We start from the raw sequence: 18,171 nt of genomic DNA on the forward strand, positions 1-18,171 counted from the left end.
TGAATAGTCTTATTCCCTGCTACGGCATGAATAATAGGGTCCTGACCGGGTGGTCACAAACGATGCTTTTTCATGCTATGGTTGAATACATTTCACCTATGGAGCCTGCCTCATCAAACGTCTGCCGCCGCTGAACAGCCTTCGAAGTTTTGAAGCCGCCGCCCGCCTGGGCAGCTTCCAGAAAGCCGCCCGTGAGCTGTTCGTCACGCCGTCGGCGATCAGCCATCAGGTCAAATCACTGGAAGAATTTCTCGAGGTGGAGCTGTTCATCCGCCAGACCCGTCGCATTGAACTGACCTCGGCCGGCAAGGCGTACCTGAAGACGGTTCAGAAAGCGCTGAACGACATCGAGCGGGCGACCCAGAAACTCATCGCGGCCCATGGCAGTGGTGAGTTGAATCTGGCTGTGGCGCCGGCCTTCCTGCATCGCTGGCTGCTGCCGCGCATGAGCCGGTTCTATGAACAGTACCCCAACGTCGAGTTGGAAATCTCCGCCTCCACCGGCCTGATTGACTTCGCCCACAGCGACACCGACATGGCGGTCTATTTCGGTGACGGCAACTGGGAGGATGTGGAATGCCACTTCCTGAAACGTTCGGCGCTGATTCCGGTCTGCACGCCGGACCTGTTGGCCAGGCACGAGATTCACACACCGGAAGACATTACCCATCACACCCTGTTGCACGTCAACAAGCGACCGGAAGAATGGCGAGACTGGTTCGAGGCCGCCGGTACCGAAATGGTTGAGCGACGCAAGGGGCTGTATCTCTCCAGCGGTCTGTTGACATCCCAGGCGGCGGCGCGCGGGCTGGGTGTGGCTTTGACCGATGTCAGCCTGGTCAGCGAGGAGATTCAGAGTGGGCAGTTGGTGGCGCCACTGGACATTCCACTCGAACTGCCCAAATCGTTTTATCTCGTTTATCGCAAGAATCGGCCGATGACCTCGGCCATGCGTCAGTTCAAGGACTGGATCATGGAGGAGATGGCGGTGGACGCCTTGTCGGCGCGGGGCGAGACGACATCGTAGGAGCGCAGGCCCCTGCGCGACCGCGGTCAATCACCAATGGTCACTTAGGGGCCAGCGTTCCTAGGGAACCGGTGCGCGGTGCGCACCCTACTTCCGGTTCAGTGGCCGATTTTAAAGACGATTTCGCCGTCCCGGACATCCGCCTCGATGGCGTCACCGTGGCCGAAGTCGCCGCGCAACAGGGCCTGGGCCAGGTTGTTTTCAAGCTCCCGCTGGATCACCCGCTTCAGCGGCCGCGCACCATAGACCGGATCGAACCCGATGTTGCACAGCTTCTCCATGGCCTCTTCGGTCAGGTGCAGCTTCATGCCCTGGTCGGCCAGACGGGCGCGCAAGGCATTGAGCTGGATGTCGGCGATGCCGCGGATCTGGCTCTGCAGCAGCGGATGGAAGACCACCACTTCGTCGACCCGGTTGATGAACTCCGGCCGGAAATGCTGGCCGACCACGTCCATGACCGCGGATTTCATGGCGTCGTAGTTTTCCTCGCCGGCGAGCGTCTGAATGATGTCGCTGCCGAGGTTCGAGGTCATCACGATGACGGTGTTGCGGAAGTCGACCGTGCGCCCCTGACCATCGGTCAGACGACCGTCGTCGAGCACTTGCAGCAGAATGTTGAACACGTCCTGATGCGCTTTTTCGACCTCGTCCAGCAGGATCACGGAGTAGGGCCGACGGCGCACGGCCTCGGTCAGATAACCGCCCTCCTCGTAACCGACGTAGCCCGGAGGCGCACCGATCAAGCGGGCCACGGAGTGTTTCTCCATGAACTCGGACATGTCGATGCGCACCATGGCGTCCTCGGTGTCGAACAGGAAATCGGCCAGTGACTTGCACAATTCGGTCTTGCCGACACCGGTCGGGCCCAGGAACAGGAAGGAGCCGTTGGGCCGGTTCGGATCCGACAGGCCGGAGCGGGACCGGCGGATGGCATCGGATACCGCCTTGACGGCCTCGTCCTGCCCGACCACCCGATCGTGCAGTTCGCTTTCCATGCGCAGCAGCTTCTCGCGCTCGCCTTCGAGCATCTTGTCGACCGGAATGCCGGTCCAGCGGGCGACGACATTGGCGATGGTCTCGTCGGTCACCTTGTTGTGCAGCAACTGCATGTCCATCATCTCGGCCTGACTGGCCATGTCGAGCTGTTTCTCCAACTCGGGGATGCGGCCGTATTGCAGTTCGGACATCTTCGCCAGGTCGCCGGCCCGACGGGCGGTTTCCAGCTCGATGCGCACCTGCTCCAGCTGTTCCTTGACGTGTTGCGACCCCTGGACCGCCGCTTTCTCGGTGTTCCAGATCTCTTCCAGGTCGGCGTATTCGCGCTCCAGCTGTTCGATGGTCTGGTTGAGCTGGTCCAGCGTCTTGCGGGTCAGTTTGTCGTCGTCTTTCTTCAGCGCCTCGGCTTCGATCTTCAACTGGATCAGGCGCCGTTCCAGTTTGTCCATGCTCTCCGGTTTGGAATCGATCTCCATCCGGATGCGACTGGCGGCTTCGTCGACCAGGTCAATCGCCTTGTCCGGCAATTGCCGGTCGGTGATGTAGCGCTGGGACAGGCGCACGGCGGCGATGATCGCCGGGTCGGTGATGGTGACCCCGTGGTGCACTTCGTACCGCTCTTTCAGGCCGCGCAGGATGGCGATGCTGTCCTCTTCGGTCGGCTCGTTCACCAACACCTTCTGGAAGCGGCGCTCGAGAGCCCCGTCTTTCTCGATGTTCTGACGGTACTCGTTCAGCGTGGTGGCCCCGACGCAGTGCAATTCGCCGCGTGCCAGGGCGGGCTTCAACATGTTGCCGGCGTCCATGGCGCCCTCGGCCTTGCCGGCGCCGACCATGGTGTGCAGTTCGTCGATGAACAGGATGATCTGACCTTCCTGCTTGGACAGCTCGTTGAGTACGGCTTTCAGGCGTTCCTCGAATTCGCCCCGGTACTTGGCACCGGCCAGCAAGGCCCCCAGGTCGAGCGAGAGCACTCGCTTGTCCTTCAGGTTCTCCGGCACTTCGCCGTTGACGATGCGCTGCGCCAGGCCTTCGACGATGGCGGTTTTACCGACGCCGGCCTCGCCTATCAAAACCGGGTTGTTCTTGCGCCGGCGCTGCAGGACCTGGATGGTGCGACGAATCTCGTCGTCCCGGCCGATGACCGGGTCGAGCTTGCCCGCTTCGGCACGTTCGGTCAGGTCCACCGTGTAGCGTTCAAGCGCTTGGCGGCTTTCCTCGGCTTCCTGGGTGTTGACGGCTTCGCCGCCGCGAATGTCCTCGATGGCCTTTTCCAGTTTCTCCCCGGTGATGCCCGCTTCCTGCAGGATGGAGGCGATGCGCGACCGGTCCTGCGTCATGGCGAGCAGCACCATCTCACTGGCGATGTATTGGTCCTGCCGTTTCTGGGCGAGCTTGTCGGCCAGGTTCATGACGCGCCCAAGGTCGTTGGACATGTGGACTTCGCCGTCGTGATCCTGGATTTGCGGCAGGGTGTCGAGATAGGTCGCCAGTGCCTGTTTCAATTGGCTGATGTTGGCGCCGGCCCGCTGCAGCAAGGGGTTGATGGAGGACCCTTTCTGGTCCATCAACGCCTGCAACAGGTGGGCGGGTTCGATGAAATTGTGATCCCGGCCCAGGGCTACGGACTGGGCGTCGGACAGCGCGACCTGCAGTTTGCTGGTCAAACGGTCGATACGCATGGAAAATCCTCATTGAGCGTGACTCTTGAGGTCAAAAATAGGGGCTGGAACCCCAATAACAAGCTCTTGAGAATTCCGGGTTTGACCCAAGTCAAGTATTTCGAAGCAGCATTCGTAGGGTGGGCACTGCCCACCATGGAAGGATACGATGGCTCCGGCTCGCCTCTTGGCTGAACGTTGTGTGCTGTGGTTGCTTACCGCAGGCTGGGCGGTTTCGAGGCTACCCCCGCCTCTGGGGCTTGCTAACGTACCAGTTCCGTAGATGGATTAGGTCCGAAGGGCCGTAATCCAACATCCTGCTAACCCTCCAACCAAATCACATTCGCCATCCGCCCAGTCTGCACATCCCTACGAAAGGAAAAATATCGCTCGGACTGACCGAACGTGCACTCCCCACTTTCAAATACTTCCCCGACGCCAGCCTTGCGCAACCAGTGTTTCGCCAAACCCGGCAAATCTGCCAACCACTTCCCCGCCTGCTCACGGGCCACAAAACACTCCCCGGCCCCAGGCCAACCCCGAAAAGCCTCGACCACGTCCGCCCCGACCTCGAACACCTGAGACCCGATCGCTGGCCCCAATCCACAGCTAACCTCGGCTGGAGACCCAAAACTCGCCAAGGTCTCGGCCAATATCCCGTTGGCCAGCCCCCGCCAACCGGCGTGAGCCACCGCCAACTGCCGACCGTCGCGCTGCCAGAAAAACACCGGCAGGCAGTCCGCGGTCATCACACTGCAGGCCAACCCGGGCTCGCGGGTCCAGGCGGCATCGGCTTCGGTGCCGTTATCCGTGGTCCCGGCGTTGACCGCTCGGGTACTGTGAACCTGGCTCAACCAACGGATCTCATTGGCACCGGTCATCCGCCCCAACAGGCGGGCGCGATTCTCCGTCACGGCCTCGGGAAGGTCACCGACATGATGCGCCAGATTGAATGTATCGAACGGCGGTTCACTGACACCGCCCCACCGGTCGGTCCAGCCCAGCCGGACTCCGGCGGGGAGCGGCCACTCCGGTGTGATCAAACTCACAGGTCGTGCTCCAGATCGCCTTCGGCATCGGCTTCCAGCATGGCCAGCAAGTCGATCATGTCGTCCGGCATATCGGACTGCCAGCCCATGGGTTCGCCGGTGGCGGGATGCACCAGTTCCAGATAGGCCGCGTGCAGCGCCTGGCGCTTGAATTCGCGTAGCGCCTCGGCCACCGGTCGGTTAACGTCTTTGGGCAGGCGGTTGCGGCCGGCGTAGAGTTGATCGCCAACCAGCGGGTAGCCGATGTGCGCCATGTGCACCCGGATCTGGTGGGTGCGGCCGGTTTCCAGCTTGCAGCGGATCAGGGTGTGGTTGCGGTAGCGCTCCAGCACGCGGTAGTGAGTGATCGCTTCCTTACCCACCGGCGTGACCGCCATCTTGATGCGGTGCGTCGGGTGGCGACCGATGGGTTCGTCGACAACCCCGCCACCGGTCATGACACCGGTGACCACGGCCTCGTATTCCCGGCCCATGGTCCGGTCCTGCAGCTGGCTGACCAGTGAGGTGTGGGCACTCAGGGTCCGGGCGACCACCATCAGCCCGGAAGTGTCCTTGTCCAGACGGTGTACGATACCGGCACGGGGTACGGCTTTGAGCTCCGGATACCGATACAGCAGGCCGTTCAACACGGTACCGCCTGGAGTGCCGGCGCCGGGGTGGACCACCAGGCCGACCGGTTTGTCGATGACGATGATGTCGTCGTCCTCGTGAACGACCGCCAGTTCGACCGGCTCGGCCTCCCAGCGCTCCTCGGGCACCAGTTCGACGTCCAGTTCGAGGGTTTCGCCGCCGATCAGTTTGTCGCGCGGCTTGCGGGTCTGGCCGTCGACCGTGAGGTGGCCGTCCTTGATCCACTGCTGGATGCGCGAGCGCGAGTGATCGCTGAACAAAGCGGCAGCGATCTGATCAAAGCGTTTTTGGCCCATGTCCAGAGGGACCTGAACGCGGTCTTCCAGCCGTTGGTGAGAATCGGTCATTGGTGCCCTTCGTTGCCTGTGGTTACAATAGCCGCCCATTGTACTGCAAGGGCCGGATTCAACCCATGCCTCATCGCTTTTCCCTTCGTGCCGCCCGCATCATTGTCGCGGCCTTCGTCACCACCCTGATGCTGGGTGGCTGCAGCCTGTTTCGACCGAACACTCAGGAGTCCGAGCAGGCGCTCTATGACGCCGCCAACCGGCAGCTGGAGAGCCGTAAATACACGCTGGCGATCGACACCCTGGAGCGGCTCGAAGGCCGCTTCCCGTTCGGTCGTTACGCCCAGCAACTGCAGTTGGACCTGATGTACGCCCGCTACATGAGCGGCGACTACGCCCAGGCGCTGCTCGACGCCGACCGCTTCACCCGCCTTAACCCGGACCATCCGACGGTCGATTACGCCTGGTACCTGAAAGGCATGAGCTACTACAAGCTCTATGAACGCAACAGCGGCCTGACCGGCACCGGCGACCTGGCCCAGCGCTCCCAGGAGGAAGGCGAGAACGCCTTCAACGCCCTGCGCACCTTTGTCACGCGGTTCCCGCAAAGCACGTACCGGGCCGAGGCGCTGGACACCATGATCCTGCTGAAAGACGCCCTGGCACGGCACGAACTGATCGTCGCCGACTACTACATGCGTCGCGATGCCTGGATTGCCGCCGCCGAACGCGCCCAGGTAGTTCGGCAGCATTATCCGGGTGTCAGCGCCCAGGGGGATGCCCTGGTCGTGCTGATCGAATCCTATAAAGCGATGGGATTGGAGGAAGAACGGCAGGTGGCGCTGGAGCAGTTGAAGGCGGACTACCCGGAACATCCGACACTGGCGAGCGGGAGCTACAAGTCGCCCTATCTTCAGCAGGACCGGTGGTGGTTGAAGATTTTGACGTTGGGGTGGTTCAGTTAATCATGTCGCGCACGGCGTGCGCTCCTACATTACTGTGGGAGCTCACTCCGTGCGCGACCTAAATAACCCACAAACCTAACACGCACACGCCAGATTAGCCCGAATAGTAGCTACCAACGCCTCAGGCGTCTCCACCAGACTGTGCGCGCCGCCGGCCAGCAACTCCTCGTTTTGCCCATAGCCCCAGGCCACACCGATGGCCGTCAGATCATGGTGGCGGGCCGCTTCCATATCATACCGGGTATCGCCGATCATCACGGTTTCCGCCCGGCGCAGGCTTTCTTCCTGCAGCAGATGAGCCAGCAGTTCCGGTTTGTGGCCGAGCGAACCATCGGCTTCGGACCCGTACACTTCGGTGAACCAGCGCGACAGACCGGTCACGTCCAACAGTCTATGGGCTACCTTGCGGTATTTGGCCGTTGCCACGAACTGTTGGCAACCGGCCTGGCTCAGGGCTTCCAGTGTCTCGACAATGCCCGGAAACACCGGGCTTTCGCCGATTAATTCATCGTAACAGGCCCGGTAGTGTTCCACCGCCGCTTCGACACGATCGGAGTCGTCGGTCGCCAGGAATTGGGCGAAGGTGCTGTGAATGGACGGCCCGATAAAGGGTCGTAAATCGGCTTCGGGCAGGACAGCCAGACCAAAGGCTTCGCGGGTTCGGTTCATGGAGCGGGTAATGACCGGCATGGAGTCCACCAGGGTGCCGTCGAGATCCCACAATACATTCATACGCCGGGTTTCCAACCTTGAGTGATGGGGTAGCGCCGGTCCCGTCCGAAGCCGCGCGGAGTCACCCGCACGCCTTCCGGAGCCTGGCGGCGTTTGTATTCGTTGATGTCGATGAGTCGGATGACCTTGTAGACGGTGTCCCGGTCGAACCCGGCGCTCACGATGGTATCGAGGCTTTCATCGCGCTCGACGTAGCGTTCGATAATGGCGTCGAGGGTGTCGTAGTCCGGCAGGCTGTCCTCGTCTTTCTGATCCGGCGCCAGTTCGGCCGACGGCGGCCGGGTGATGACTCGTTCCGGTATCACCAGTCCCTGCTCGTTGCGCCATTTCGCCAGACTATAGACCCAGGTCTTGGGCACATCCTTCAAGGCGTTGAAACCGCCACACATATCGCCGTACAGAGTGGCGTAACCGACGGCCATCTCACTCTTGTTGCCCGTGGTCAGCACCATGTGGCCGAGTTTGTTGGACAGCGCCATTAAAAAGAGACCGCGCATTCGAGATTGCATGTTTTGTTCGGTGGTGTCGACCGCGCGGTCCCCGAACAGGGGTGAGACGGTTTTGTGCGCGGCTTCGTAGGCATCACCGATAGGCAATACCTCATATCGAATGCCCAGCAACTGGGCTTCCTCTTCGGCGTCTTCCAGGCTGATTTTGGCCGTGTATTCGTAGGGCATCATCACCGCCATGACCCGGTCCGCTCCCAGGGCATCGACCGCAATGGCCGCACTCAGACCGGAATCGATACCGCCGGACAGCCCCAGTACCACACCCGGAAAGCCGTTGCGGTTGACGTAATCCGCCAGGCCCAGTTTCAGCGCGCCGTACAGCTCCGCTTCGACACTCAATTCAGGCGCCTGACTGGGTGTAACCACTTGCCAACCACCCGCCTTCGGGGCGAGCTCGAAGCACTGCAGGGATTCTTCAAAGACCGGCAGGGTCACCGGTATTTGGCCGTCGTTCTGGGCGATGAAGGAGCCGCCGTCGAACAGCAACTCATCCTGACCGCCAATGTGATTCACATAGACGGTGGTCATGTTGTAGGCCTTGGAGACCCGCGCGACCTGGGCATGGCGCTCGGCCACCCGGTCGATGTGATAGGGGCTGCCGTTGATGTTGATGTTGATGTCCGCACCGGCCTCGGACGCCCGGCGGGCCGGGCCGTCGTACCAGATGTCCTCGCAGATGGTCAGAGCGATGCGGGCGCCCTTGTATTCGAAGACGCAGGTATCCGAGCCTTTCTGGAAATAGCGCTTTTCGTCGAAGACCTGGTAATTCGGTAAGTGCTGTTTGCGGTAATCGGCCACAATGCGACCGGACTCGATCACCATCGCCTTGTTGTAGAGCTTGCCGTTCTCACGCTCGGGGTAGCCGACCACCATGGCGATGGGCAGGTTGGCGGCTTTCAGTTCGTCGATCGCCGTATCAATGCGCCGGGTCAGGCTGGGCCGCAACAGCAGGTCTTCCGGCGGATAGCCCGCCAGGGTCAGCTCCGGGAACACGACCATATCGGCCTGTTGAGTCATGGCCGTACGCGCGAGATCCAGCACTTTTCGGGTGTTGCCGGGAATGTCCCCCACCGGGAACCGATGCTGGGCCAAAGCGATGCGCAGTGTCATTACCCTCTCCTACCATACCGTGCGCGGGGGCGGTATTGTCCGGGAAAGGGGCGGGTAGGACAAGCGTACTGGATTTCTCTGGTATTCCTGGTAACTGGACTCCCTCAGGTATCGGCCCACCCTGGCGGCGATTATCCAGTAGACCCATGAAGTGAGCCTCGATAGCACCCACCTCGCCAGTATCATTGACAGGAAGACGCCATATAAGCCCAGGCGATTCTTGCCCGGTCTTATATGGCCTCAGTTAATAGCGAACGTCGCTTACTCTCCTGCCGATTCAGCCAGCGGCAAAGCCTCGTTTCCCTTTGCGACCATACCCACCACAGCCGCCCGGCTCAGCCAGTCGCAGAACACCATTTCGCAGTAGTGGAAACCCCGACCCCGAAAGCCGCCTTCCAGCCAACTCAGCAGGCTGTGTTTCAATGCCATTTCCGCATCCCCGGGGTTGGAGCGCGCCAGACATCGCGTCTGCTCGTAGAAATCCCTTCCGCGCCCTGCGGCTTCCTCCGCCGTCAAGGCGTCCTGCCCGTCGAATTCCCACCAGGCGATATCGCCCGATCGGTCCTCATCCCAGCGCAGGTCGCGGACGTAACCCAGGTCATACCGGGTGTGGGGATTGTGATCGAAAGTGACCGAATCCGGTCGGGCGCCCATAGCCCGTAATACCGCCAGAGCGAAGCCGGAACCCACCCACAGCGCGTAGGCTTCGGCCAGCTGCCGCTGGGCGAAAATCGAGAGTGACGCGCCCGGCTGTTTGGATCGGCGAGGATCGGCCGGAATAAATAGCTCTCCACGTCGCTTATCCAGATCCGTCGTCCAGGCCTTGGCCTGCGGGGTTTCCAGAAAACAATCGGGATGGTGTGCCGGGTCTCCGCCGGCTGCTTGGTGCAGGTCGTTCAGGGAATAGAAATCGCCACGTCGGCGAACGGGATGGGACAAGATGGTAAGAGAATTATTTTGGGACGAGCGTGTTTGTGACGTATCATGTTTGATAGCCATTGGTTGACTCCTTGCAAGTCGACTTTTGGTCAGCTGCCATCGGGTGTTCGCAGCACCCGTTGGTAGCGCTTGTTTTCTACTCAATTACGTCGATAGTGCGACCTTTCGTTGTTGAGCGAATCGTACGCAAAGTGCGGTTCACGCACCCGTCTATTCACTCATGAAACACTGGGTAAATCAACAGTTTTTTGCAGCAGTGACTAGATCGAATTCTGAACATTAAGAGTCGATAATGACTCGACAACGTCTTCCAGGGAAGTACTCTCAGGACACGAACCGCTCGCTTTGGTATTTCGATTTCCCTCACCTGCTGGACGAAGTGAAACGATTACAGGAAGATTCCGAATGAACCCGGAACATGGCCCAGCCTTACTCTTTATTGGCTAACCCCTTCCCTACCATTTTACCCAGTCATATCTAATGCTGCTCTTCGTAACACGTCTGGTCCCTTGTTTACGTCCGCAGACAATGGTTAGCCCTCGTTGCCATGACTTTCGTAGCTACGACACCGGTTTGAATAGATTAATAGAGGATGCACTATAAAATCTCATCCAGACAGTAACCTCAATTGGATACTCACCTTAACATACAGGTCTTATCTCTCTGCCCGCTGGGACTTCAACTACACCAGCCATGGTAGCTTTGGAGCCGCCATGCAAGTTCCGAAATTATTAAGCTTCCCTCTCCAGTAGAGAAAAACTCTCCATATTGGCCTACTCCTGTGAAGACGACGGCCAAATAGCAGATTTCAGACAATACAGTCCAAATCCTAAGTCAAAAGCCACCCAAAGTAAAAACTCAATAGGGTGCTCCGCATACCCCACTTCTCTGAGAGTCGCAGTACCGGCAGGGACCTTCACATACCCAGTCATTATTGCCGGTACAACAATAAAAAAAACGAGAATTACTCCAAACAATAGTTTAACTATTGTTTTATACATGACTAAAACTGCTCCGCAATGGCACCGTCAACAACCTGCCCCGCCGCTTCGTTGGCAATACTTCCCGCTACTGTAGTTGGTTGGAAAGGCCTAAAACCTGCGGCACCAAGCGCCCCTGCCGCTGCCGCCTGACTCCAATCCATATCTTCCAGCCCCCCAAAACACGGATCATAAGCTTGTGAAATCATGTTTCCATATGCGGACATAGATCCTTTTAACAACACTCCACCGGGAACAATATTTGTAGCAGCACCCATGGCAGCCGCGCCAACAACCTCGCCAAGGCTGCCACCATTTTGATACATGGTGTATCCATGAATAACCGCACCCACTCCAGCACTTATCAAGGGTACAAATAGGAACTTACCTTCTGGGTCAATATAGTTGATCGGATCGTTGCTCACATAGGAATAGTTATTTAGCCCCCCTTCAAAATCTATCGGATCCTTTGTGGTCCATCGACCGATTTCCGGATCATAGTCCCGCGCCCCGAACCGAGTTAGGCCGGTATCACGGTCGTATATGCCGCCCGCATACCCAAACGGTTGGAACCCAGGGTTTGTATCTGTTATGACATTACCCCAAGCGTCATAGTCCATTCGCTGGGCTATCTCACCGGTGCTGGCGTTTATTACTAGGCGCACACTGCCTAAGTGGTCACTGATAATTCGGAAGTCGATGCCGTCCTTGATCATGTAGGCCGGGACGTTTCGCTTGTGCCCATACACGAACCGCGCTTTGATCTGGTTGTTTTGATCGAGTTCAGCCACCGGATTCAACTGCCCCTGGTACAGGAACCCTTGTTCCATGGTTCCATTGCGGAGCTTGCCTACCCTTCTATTTTGACCATCAATGACATACTCGATGTTCGTTCCATCGGGTAGCGTGACACTTCTCAGGTTCGAAAACGCATCGTAGTCAAACTGGGTAGATTTGTTTGTGGCGGTGTCGATCTTCTCCGTCAGCTCACCGTTGGCGGTGTACCGGTATTCGTTTTCTTTGTAACGTATTAACCGGTTTTGTGCATCATATGTGGCGACCGATGCGCCGCCTTCGTGCGTTCGGTTGCCATTGGCATCGTAGTCCCAGGTCTGAATGGCGGCTCCGTTTTCCGTTACCGAGACCAGCCGGTCGTTCTGATCGAAGTTGTACTCATACTCCGTGGTGTTGCCGCCCAAGGTCTCGGTTTTACCGACAATGCGGCCCACCTCGTCGCGATGCAGCGTGTATTGGTACAGGCTTCCTGCACTGTTGCTTGCGGTGTAGTTGGCTAACTCACCGAAGTTGTTGTAGGTACGGTCGGTGGTCAGACCACCCAGTGTGGTGCCGTCCAGCAGGCCGTTTTCCGCGACGTAGTCGATGCTCAGGTCTCCCGCTCCGGTCAGTTGGCCGTCCTGATTGTAGCTCAATGTCAGGCCGTTGCCATTGACGGTCTGTGTCACGGGTTCGAAATAGTTATTATACTCGTAGCCCAGCGTGCCGACGATCGAGCCGCTCCAGGTGACGTCGGTCAGCAGGAATCCGTCGTACTGGTAGCCGGTTTGCTGTCCGCCAGGGGCAGTCAGGGTTTCGAGCTGGCCACTGTTGAAGGCGTCGTTTTCGCCGTAGTAGCCGTATTGATAGGAACCTTCGGGAATTAGGATATCCGTTAACTGACCGGTGGTGTCGTTGTAAACGTAATCGATCAGCATCCCATCCGGTCGAATGACGGCTTCAAGTTGCTTGTCCAGGTTGTACTGGTACTGGGTGGTCGGGTGGCCGTTTCCGATGGGAGCGTCAGTGGCATCGTCGTCAGGATTGGGTGGTAAGTATTGTTTCTGCTTATCGACGGCCGTGTATCTGAATGTGTGCAAGTCTCCACTGGGCAAGCGGATCTCATTCAGATTGCCGTTGAGGTCATAGTCATACTCAACCACGGATCCGTCCGGGTTGGTTTGTTGCTGCACCAGACCCACCTCGTTATTGACATAGCTAACAGTCCGGCCTCGGCTGTCTGTCATTTTGTTAAGGTACCCCCAAGAATCGTAACCAAAAACGCTGGTTCGACCTGAGGTACCACCTTGATTAAGTTCGTCCAGACGTCCTCGACTGTCATAATGATAGTTGATCGCCGCAATTCCTGACAGGCTGTATTCCGATAGCAATCCAATATCATTTAGCTGACTGCTCGAAGTGATACCGCTTGACTTTGTAGTGCTCCATGAATTACTGGCTCTATCATACGATTGAACGATGGTTCGGTCATTAATTGTTATCTCTCGAGTAAAAACACTGAAAGCTTCGTCGCTTTCCACGCTACTTTCAATAGTTCTAGACTCGGCGATATTCATAACCAATCCTGCCGGTGTAATAGTGTCACTTTCTTTGACATAAGTCACATCCGAGTCAAATCGTGGGTCAAATCCGTTTTTAATATTCAATACGGTTCCATTAGGATAATCGATAGTTCTATTGCCGTTTATATGTCTTTCCTTTGCTTTAACTGAACCGGACGGCAACGTTAGTGTACTGGTTTGCGCGCCATCAAGTTCCATATCCACCGCATACTCTTTAACACGGCCTTCACCGCTGGTCATGCCAATTTTATAGCCACTCTCCCATTCACTTCGATTCAATAGCCACCCACCTAATAGCGGATCAGTATCTTTGACCAGTCGGCCTGCATCATCGAATCGAAAGGTATTCGATTGCCCTCCAGGCTTGGAAAAGCTTTCGAGAAGACCATTAGCCTTGTACACCATGTTATAGGTTCGACCCACCGGATCACTAACAAATGTTAAATAGCCCGAACTGTTCAAATCCAAAGATGTGCGCTGACCATAAGGTGAAACAATAGCTGTCGGTCGGTCGTCAGTATCTCGCTCTATATGTGTGACCTGACCAAATTGATCTGTAATAGATACAATCGAACCCAATTCATTGTACGCGAATGCATATAGCTGCTGGTCCGTGAACCCATCATGAGTCCTCAGATGTTGACCTGATTGATTGAAAACATAGTACTCGTCTCCCGTGTCGCTTGGAATGGTAACTTCTTCACTCAAATTCCGGCCTATCGACCGATGTATCCTGTATACGGATTCAGCTCCGTAAGCCTTGTAATTTGCGGCATAAATGGACCCATCGGGTGAAATCGCCATATCGAAAACACCTGCCATGCTGAAATCGCTAATCATGCGTGATTGGTATTGATTTACATCCTCGGACTTGTCTTTGTCTCCAGATATATAGGTCAAGAAGTTTCCGAAAAGGCCAGCAATAAACGAACTCTCATATTTACCAAGGTTATCTTTTTTCTTAATTTTAAAATATGAATTGTCGCCCCCATCAATGGCAAATGCTTGTACTTCAAATTGTTCTCCGCCACTGAACAACGGATCTTGCTGTGAGTATCTATATAGCTGCCCCGATAGGGACACACGGTAAGCTTCCGTCCAAGATGTCCCCCATAGGCTCTGTTTCGTGACAAAAACTATAGATCCATCTGTCATCAGGTCCATGTCGATAATTGTTGGGAACGTATAATCTGTCGCCAGATCACCTTCCGATATTCCGCCATCAGACACATGGGTAGCACCATCACCGGCTACGGTAACTGTTAAACCACTGGGTAAGCGCCTTTTGATAACATTGTAAGTATTATTATATTTATCATCGGTAGTCACATAATAAATCGTAGTATCTTCATCAACCTTTATGTCTTTAGCAGGCTCACTTTCAACCTGAGTGATAATCCCACTGTCATCAATTTTCCGAACACCATTCTCCAAATCGGCTAAGTAAATACTCCCATCCGGAGCTACATCGAAAGCGGGATCAGAAGACAGTAAGGCATCGACCGCAGCGCCTCCATTTCCCGAACTCCCAGATGCATCGGGTTGGCCCGCAATATGGGTAGTGGAACCGTCCAGCGCCACTTTGCTTAGCATCGTGTTGTGTCCGACGTAAACGTCCCCATTCTCAGCTGCGGCTATATTCATAATGCTGCCATATACTCCTTCCTCAGGGTATTGGCTGATATCAAATACCGAGTGAGCCATCTTAGTTGCAATAAGCTTGCTATCGGCGATTCCATAATCCACCGAGCCAGATCCATATAGCAGAGCTCCCACTTTCGGTAACAGTTTGTGGTGAGGGCTTAAAGACCAATTGCCGATTTCAGTATCTGCTTTCGAAGTCGAGAACAAAGTTTTCTGCCACCTCTTCGCCATAGCGATACTGCTTGATTCCCTTGACCCAATGATTCTGGTCATATCACCTACTGTGGCAAAGGCGGTTTCAAATGAAGCTGAAGACGCGTAATACTGTAATGGATAGCTATAAGATACAGTCACCTCTGCCATAGCATTGGCTAAGGTGCGACCATATCTATCCACTCCGTTCCATGTAAACACATGATTCTGATTGGGTGCCAAGTTTTCAAATACCCATTCATGTTCCTGGCCGGCAATTCTGATTGTTACTGTGGCCTGTGCCAGTACATTAGGTACTTCACTGCCAGTGATAGGTACTATCAGTCGACGATTCACCTGATACCCTTCAGCTCTATTGGTTCTGTAGTTGAGCGTAAAAGGTGTACCCGAAATGGGGATGCTTTCTCCGAGAACTCCGCTTTGCACTTCGATGACACTGCCACATTCTTTGTCACAGTCTTTTGAATCAGGGGTCGAGTCCCCTGGCAACTCTCCAGGAGGAGGTTCCGCACCCGCTGGCGGGCCATAAGGCCAATTACAATCCCATGGTGTAAAATGATCAATCGGGGTTCGCCATAGCGATTTGCCAACCTCGTATGTCTCAGCCAGGTATGTTAATTCAGCTTCACTGACATGCAATTCCGCCAGTTCATTTGCAGTAGCGGCATTGCCTTCTCCATATACATCCAATACGGCTTGGCCGTTTTGAATGCCTATGATCTCAATAACCCTTCCGTTCTCAGCCGGTATCCACGCGCTACTTTCGCGGTCGAACCAGCCAACCGGCACTACCTCTCCGGTAGGGAAGCCTAGGAAGTTGTCTACGTAAAACGGCAGCTTTTGGTTAAAATCCACCCGACTGGCGCCGAGGGTCAGGGCTTCATCCACGCTCAATTCAACCGCATAGGTGTAGGCTGAGGTTGGCGGCAATTCGCCTGGCATAGCCTGAGGACCGTTGTCACCGACGGTGTATTCGGTGGCGCGTACATTCAAGTTGGTCAATGCCTGGGTACTGCCGTCCGGCAACGTCACTGTGGCTTCAGTACCTCGCGGGAACAGGACGGTAGCCTGTCGGCTACCGTCTATGTCGGTTTGCACGCTGCCCTGAGCGGCTTGTAGAGGCGCATCGCTGGTCAGATCCACCATAGTTACTTCTGGATCGAGCGGAATCATGACGATGTCGTCAGCGATCACATAATCGTCCCAGGGAGTTTCGACTTTACGCTGTACGGGGAGATAACCCGGCTTGTCATAGTTAATAAACAGCGATCCACCACCATTCACTACCAAGTCGAACTCACCATCAGCCCGACTCAGTGTCTGGCCGAACTCGTCGTGGCCCTTTATGGTGACGGTCACGCCCGGCAAGGGGTTGTTGTCGCGGTCCAGAACCCGGCCGCGGATGACAGCGGCGCGGCGTTCTTCGATGGTGCCTTCGGCCACGCCGGTCTGGATCGGGTTGGCGCTGGTGTAGAGGAAGGCGGTGGCGTCCAGCAAGCTGGTGCTCGGGTTGTCCAGCAGCGGGGCAACATCGGCCGGATCCGGCGGTAAATCACCACCGGGGTCGGGTTTTTCGACGATGACCACCTGAATACCGATGGTGGCGTTACCGTTGGCGTCGGTGGCGATCCAGGTTACTTCGGTTTCGCCAACCGGAAACAGGTCCGGGGCGTCGTTGGTGAGCGACACCGGCTCGAACAGATCGGAAGTTGTGGGCTGGCCCAGGTCGACGGTGACGGGTTCGTCGCTGACGGTGATGATGTTGTCCGGTACGGTCAGGCTTGGCGGCGTGGTGTCCTGAACGGTGATAGCCTGAGTATCAGTACCCGTGTTGCCGGCGCTGTCCGTCGCACTCCAGGTGACAGTGTGGTCGCCCAGGGCGAAGGGACCGATCGTGTCGGCCGTCGGTGTGAGTGCGCCATCGCGGTCGTCCGTGGCAGTGGCCTCGCCCAGGTCGACGGGGGTCAGTTCGGCGGTGGCCTCCACTTCCAGGTCGGCCGGGGCCGTCAACGTGGGTGGGGTGGTGTCCGCCGGGGGAACATCCGCCTTATCGACGGTTAGATGGAAGCGTCGCTCATCAAAGGCGCCTCTGCCATCGCTAACGTGAACAATGAATTCGGAAGTACCCGGTTCGGCCGGGGTCCAGCTCAGAAGGCCGGCGTTCGCGTCGATGGTCAGGCCATCCGGAGCGTCGATCAGTCGGAAGGTGAGGGTGTCTTCGGCGTTACTGTCTTCCGCTTCGATGGCAGCGGTATAGGCCTGGTTGGCGGTGGCATCAGGCAAGCCAGTGGTGAGAATCTGTGGTACATGGTTGCCAGTGGCCCGGTCGTAGGTGGCCGCCGTGGCTTCGTTGGACTGGCACAGGTTTTGGCCTTGCTTATCCCGTTCGGTTACAACCCAGTAGTAGCGAGTACCGGTTTCGAGCCCTTTGTCCAAATAAGTGGAATAATCGCTGTCAGTCACGCCCACGGGTTCATAAGGGCCGCCGCCTACTGAGCTTCGGTAGACGCCGTACTCAGAAGCACCTATATCCGTCCAGGTCAGGCTGGCCTTCACCATTTTTGCTCTGGCGGACAAATCGGTCAGGTCTTCACAGGCCGGAGTCGATGTGTCCAGATCGGGGATACAGGCCGCCAGTATAGGTAAAGCGGTTGCCAGGGTAAGGGCATGCATCCAACGTGGGGTTGCGGGGGCTAGAATCCTTTTCATGTCGTGATGTCTCGCACTGCTGTCCAATCGAAGGGGCCGGAACGCTTTCGGAAACCGGCGATGAGCGCCATACACCGTTCCATCGCCCTGTAGGCTTCGATGGATGGCTGAACGATCAACCTGCTTTGCTCAGGGGGGTCTTGAGGGGAGGGATACCGGGTCCGTCCCTGTGCCACTGTCCCGATATCGCTGGGGAGTTGACTGTCCTTTAATTGACGTTTTGCTTACGTCGGCGCGACCTTATTAGGTGAATGAAGGGTCTAGCAAGGGTGGCACTGGATTAATGTGAAATGCATCACAGTAACTGGGTAAGAAAAGACAGGGTGTCATGTTTGTTTTGGTGGGCGGCCGTGATGGGTCCGT

9 protein-coding genes are annotated in these 18,171 nt (G+C 56.8%); 2 read left to right on the plus strand and 7 right to left on the minus strand.

Going from position 1 to position 18,171, the window contains the following annotated elements; translation table 11 throughout:
• Window positions 1-121: 121 nt before the first annotated feature.
• Entirely contained in the window at window positions 122-1,027 is a 906-nt protein-coding gene (gene gcvA / locus IE111_RS11540; protein ID WP_308427539.1) for a transcriptional regulator GcvA, read from the plus strand.
• 98 nt (window positions 1,028-1,125) lie between these two features.
• Here gcvA and clpB read toward each other — a convergent pair whose 3' ends face one another.
• The 3 genes from clpB to rluD all read right to left on the minus strand — a co-directional run bounded on the left by clpB (window position 1,126) and on the right by rluD (window position 5,710).
• Window positions 1,126-3,705 carry an ATP-dependent chaperone ClpB gene (gene clpB, locus IE111_RS11545; protein WP_189608736.1) on the minus strand — a complete coding sequence of 860 codons (2,580 nt, stop codon included), beginning with the start codon at window positions 3,703-3,705 and terminating at the stop codon, window positions 1,126-1,128.
• 299 nt (window positions 3,706-4,004) lie between these two features.
• A complete protein-coding gene (gene pgeF, locus IE111_RS11550; protein ID WP_189608737.1) occupies window positions 4,005-4,733 on the minus strand; it encodes a peptidoglycan editing factor PgeF in 729 nt (242 codons plus the stop codon).
• Window positions 4,730-5,710: a 23S rRNA pseudouridine(1911/1915/1917) synthase RluD gene (gene rluD / locus IE111_RS11555; RefSeq protein ID WP_189608739.1), complete on the minus strand. Its 981-nt coding sequence runs from the start codon at window positions 5,708-5,710 to the stop codon at window positions 4,730-4,732. The genes pgeF and rluD overlap by 4 nt, the downstream gene beginning before the upstream one ends.
• Before the next feature lie 65 nt (window positions 5,711-5,775).
• On the opposite strand from rluD, the gene IE111_RS11560 reads away from it, so the two are divergent.
• Entirely contained in the window at window positions 5,776-6,615 is an 840-nt protein-coding gene (locus tag IE111_RS11560; RefSeq protein WP_189608741.1) for an outer membrane protein assembly factor BamD, read from the plus strand.
• Window positions 6,616-6,690: 75 nt separating this feature from the next.
• On the opposite strand, the gene IE111_RS11565 is transcribed toward IE111_RS11560, so the two are convergent.
• The 4 genes from IE111_RS11565 to IE111_RS11580 all read right to left on the minus strand — a co-directional run bounded on the left by IE111_RS11565 (window position 6,691) and on the right by IE111_RS11580 (window position 17,808).
• Entirely contained in the window at window positions 6,691-7,347 is a 657-nt protein-coding gene (locus IE111_RS11565; RefSeq protein ID WP_189608743.1) for an HAD hydrolase-like protein, read from the minus strand.
• Window positions 7,344-8,966, minus strand: a complete 1,623-nt coding sequence (locus IE111_RS11570; protein ID WP_189608745.1) for an NAD+ synthase — start codon at window positions 8,964-8,966, stop codon at window positions 7,344-7,346. Before IE111_RS11570 ends, IE111_RS11565 begins: the two co-directional genes overlap by 4 nt.
• A 261-nt stretch (window positions 8,967-9,227) precedes the next feature.
• Complete coding sequence (locus IE111_RS11575) at window positions 9,228-9,965, minus strand: hypothetical protein (protein WP_189608747.1); 738 nt, start codon at window positions 9,963-9,965, stop codon at window positions 9,228-9,230.
• Between the two features lie 943 nt (window positions 9,966-10,908).
• Window positions 10,909-17,808 carry an RHS repeat-associated core domain-containing protein gene (locus IE111_RS11580; protein WP_189608749.1) on the minus strand — a complete coding sequence of 2,300 codons (6,900 nt, stop codon included), beginning with the start codon at window positions 17,806-17,808 and terminating at the stop codon, window positions 10,909-10,911.
• Window positions 17,809-18,171 lie beyond the last annotated feature (363 nt).

Source organism: Saccharospirillum salsuginis (genome assembly GCF_014651855.1).
Taxonomy (GTDB): domain Bacteria; phylum Pseudomonadota; class Gammaproteobacteria; order Pseudomonadales; family Natronospirillaceae; genus Saccharospirillum; species Saccharospirillum salsuginis.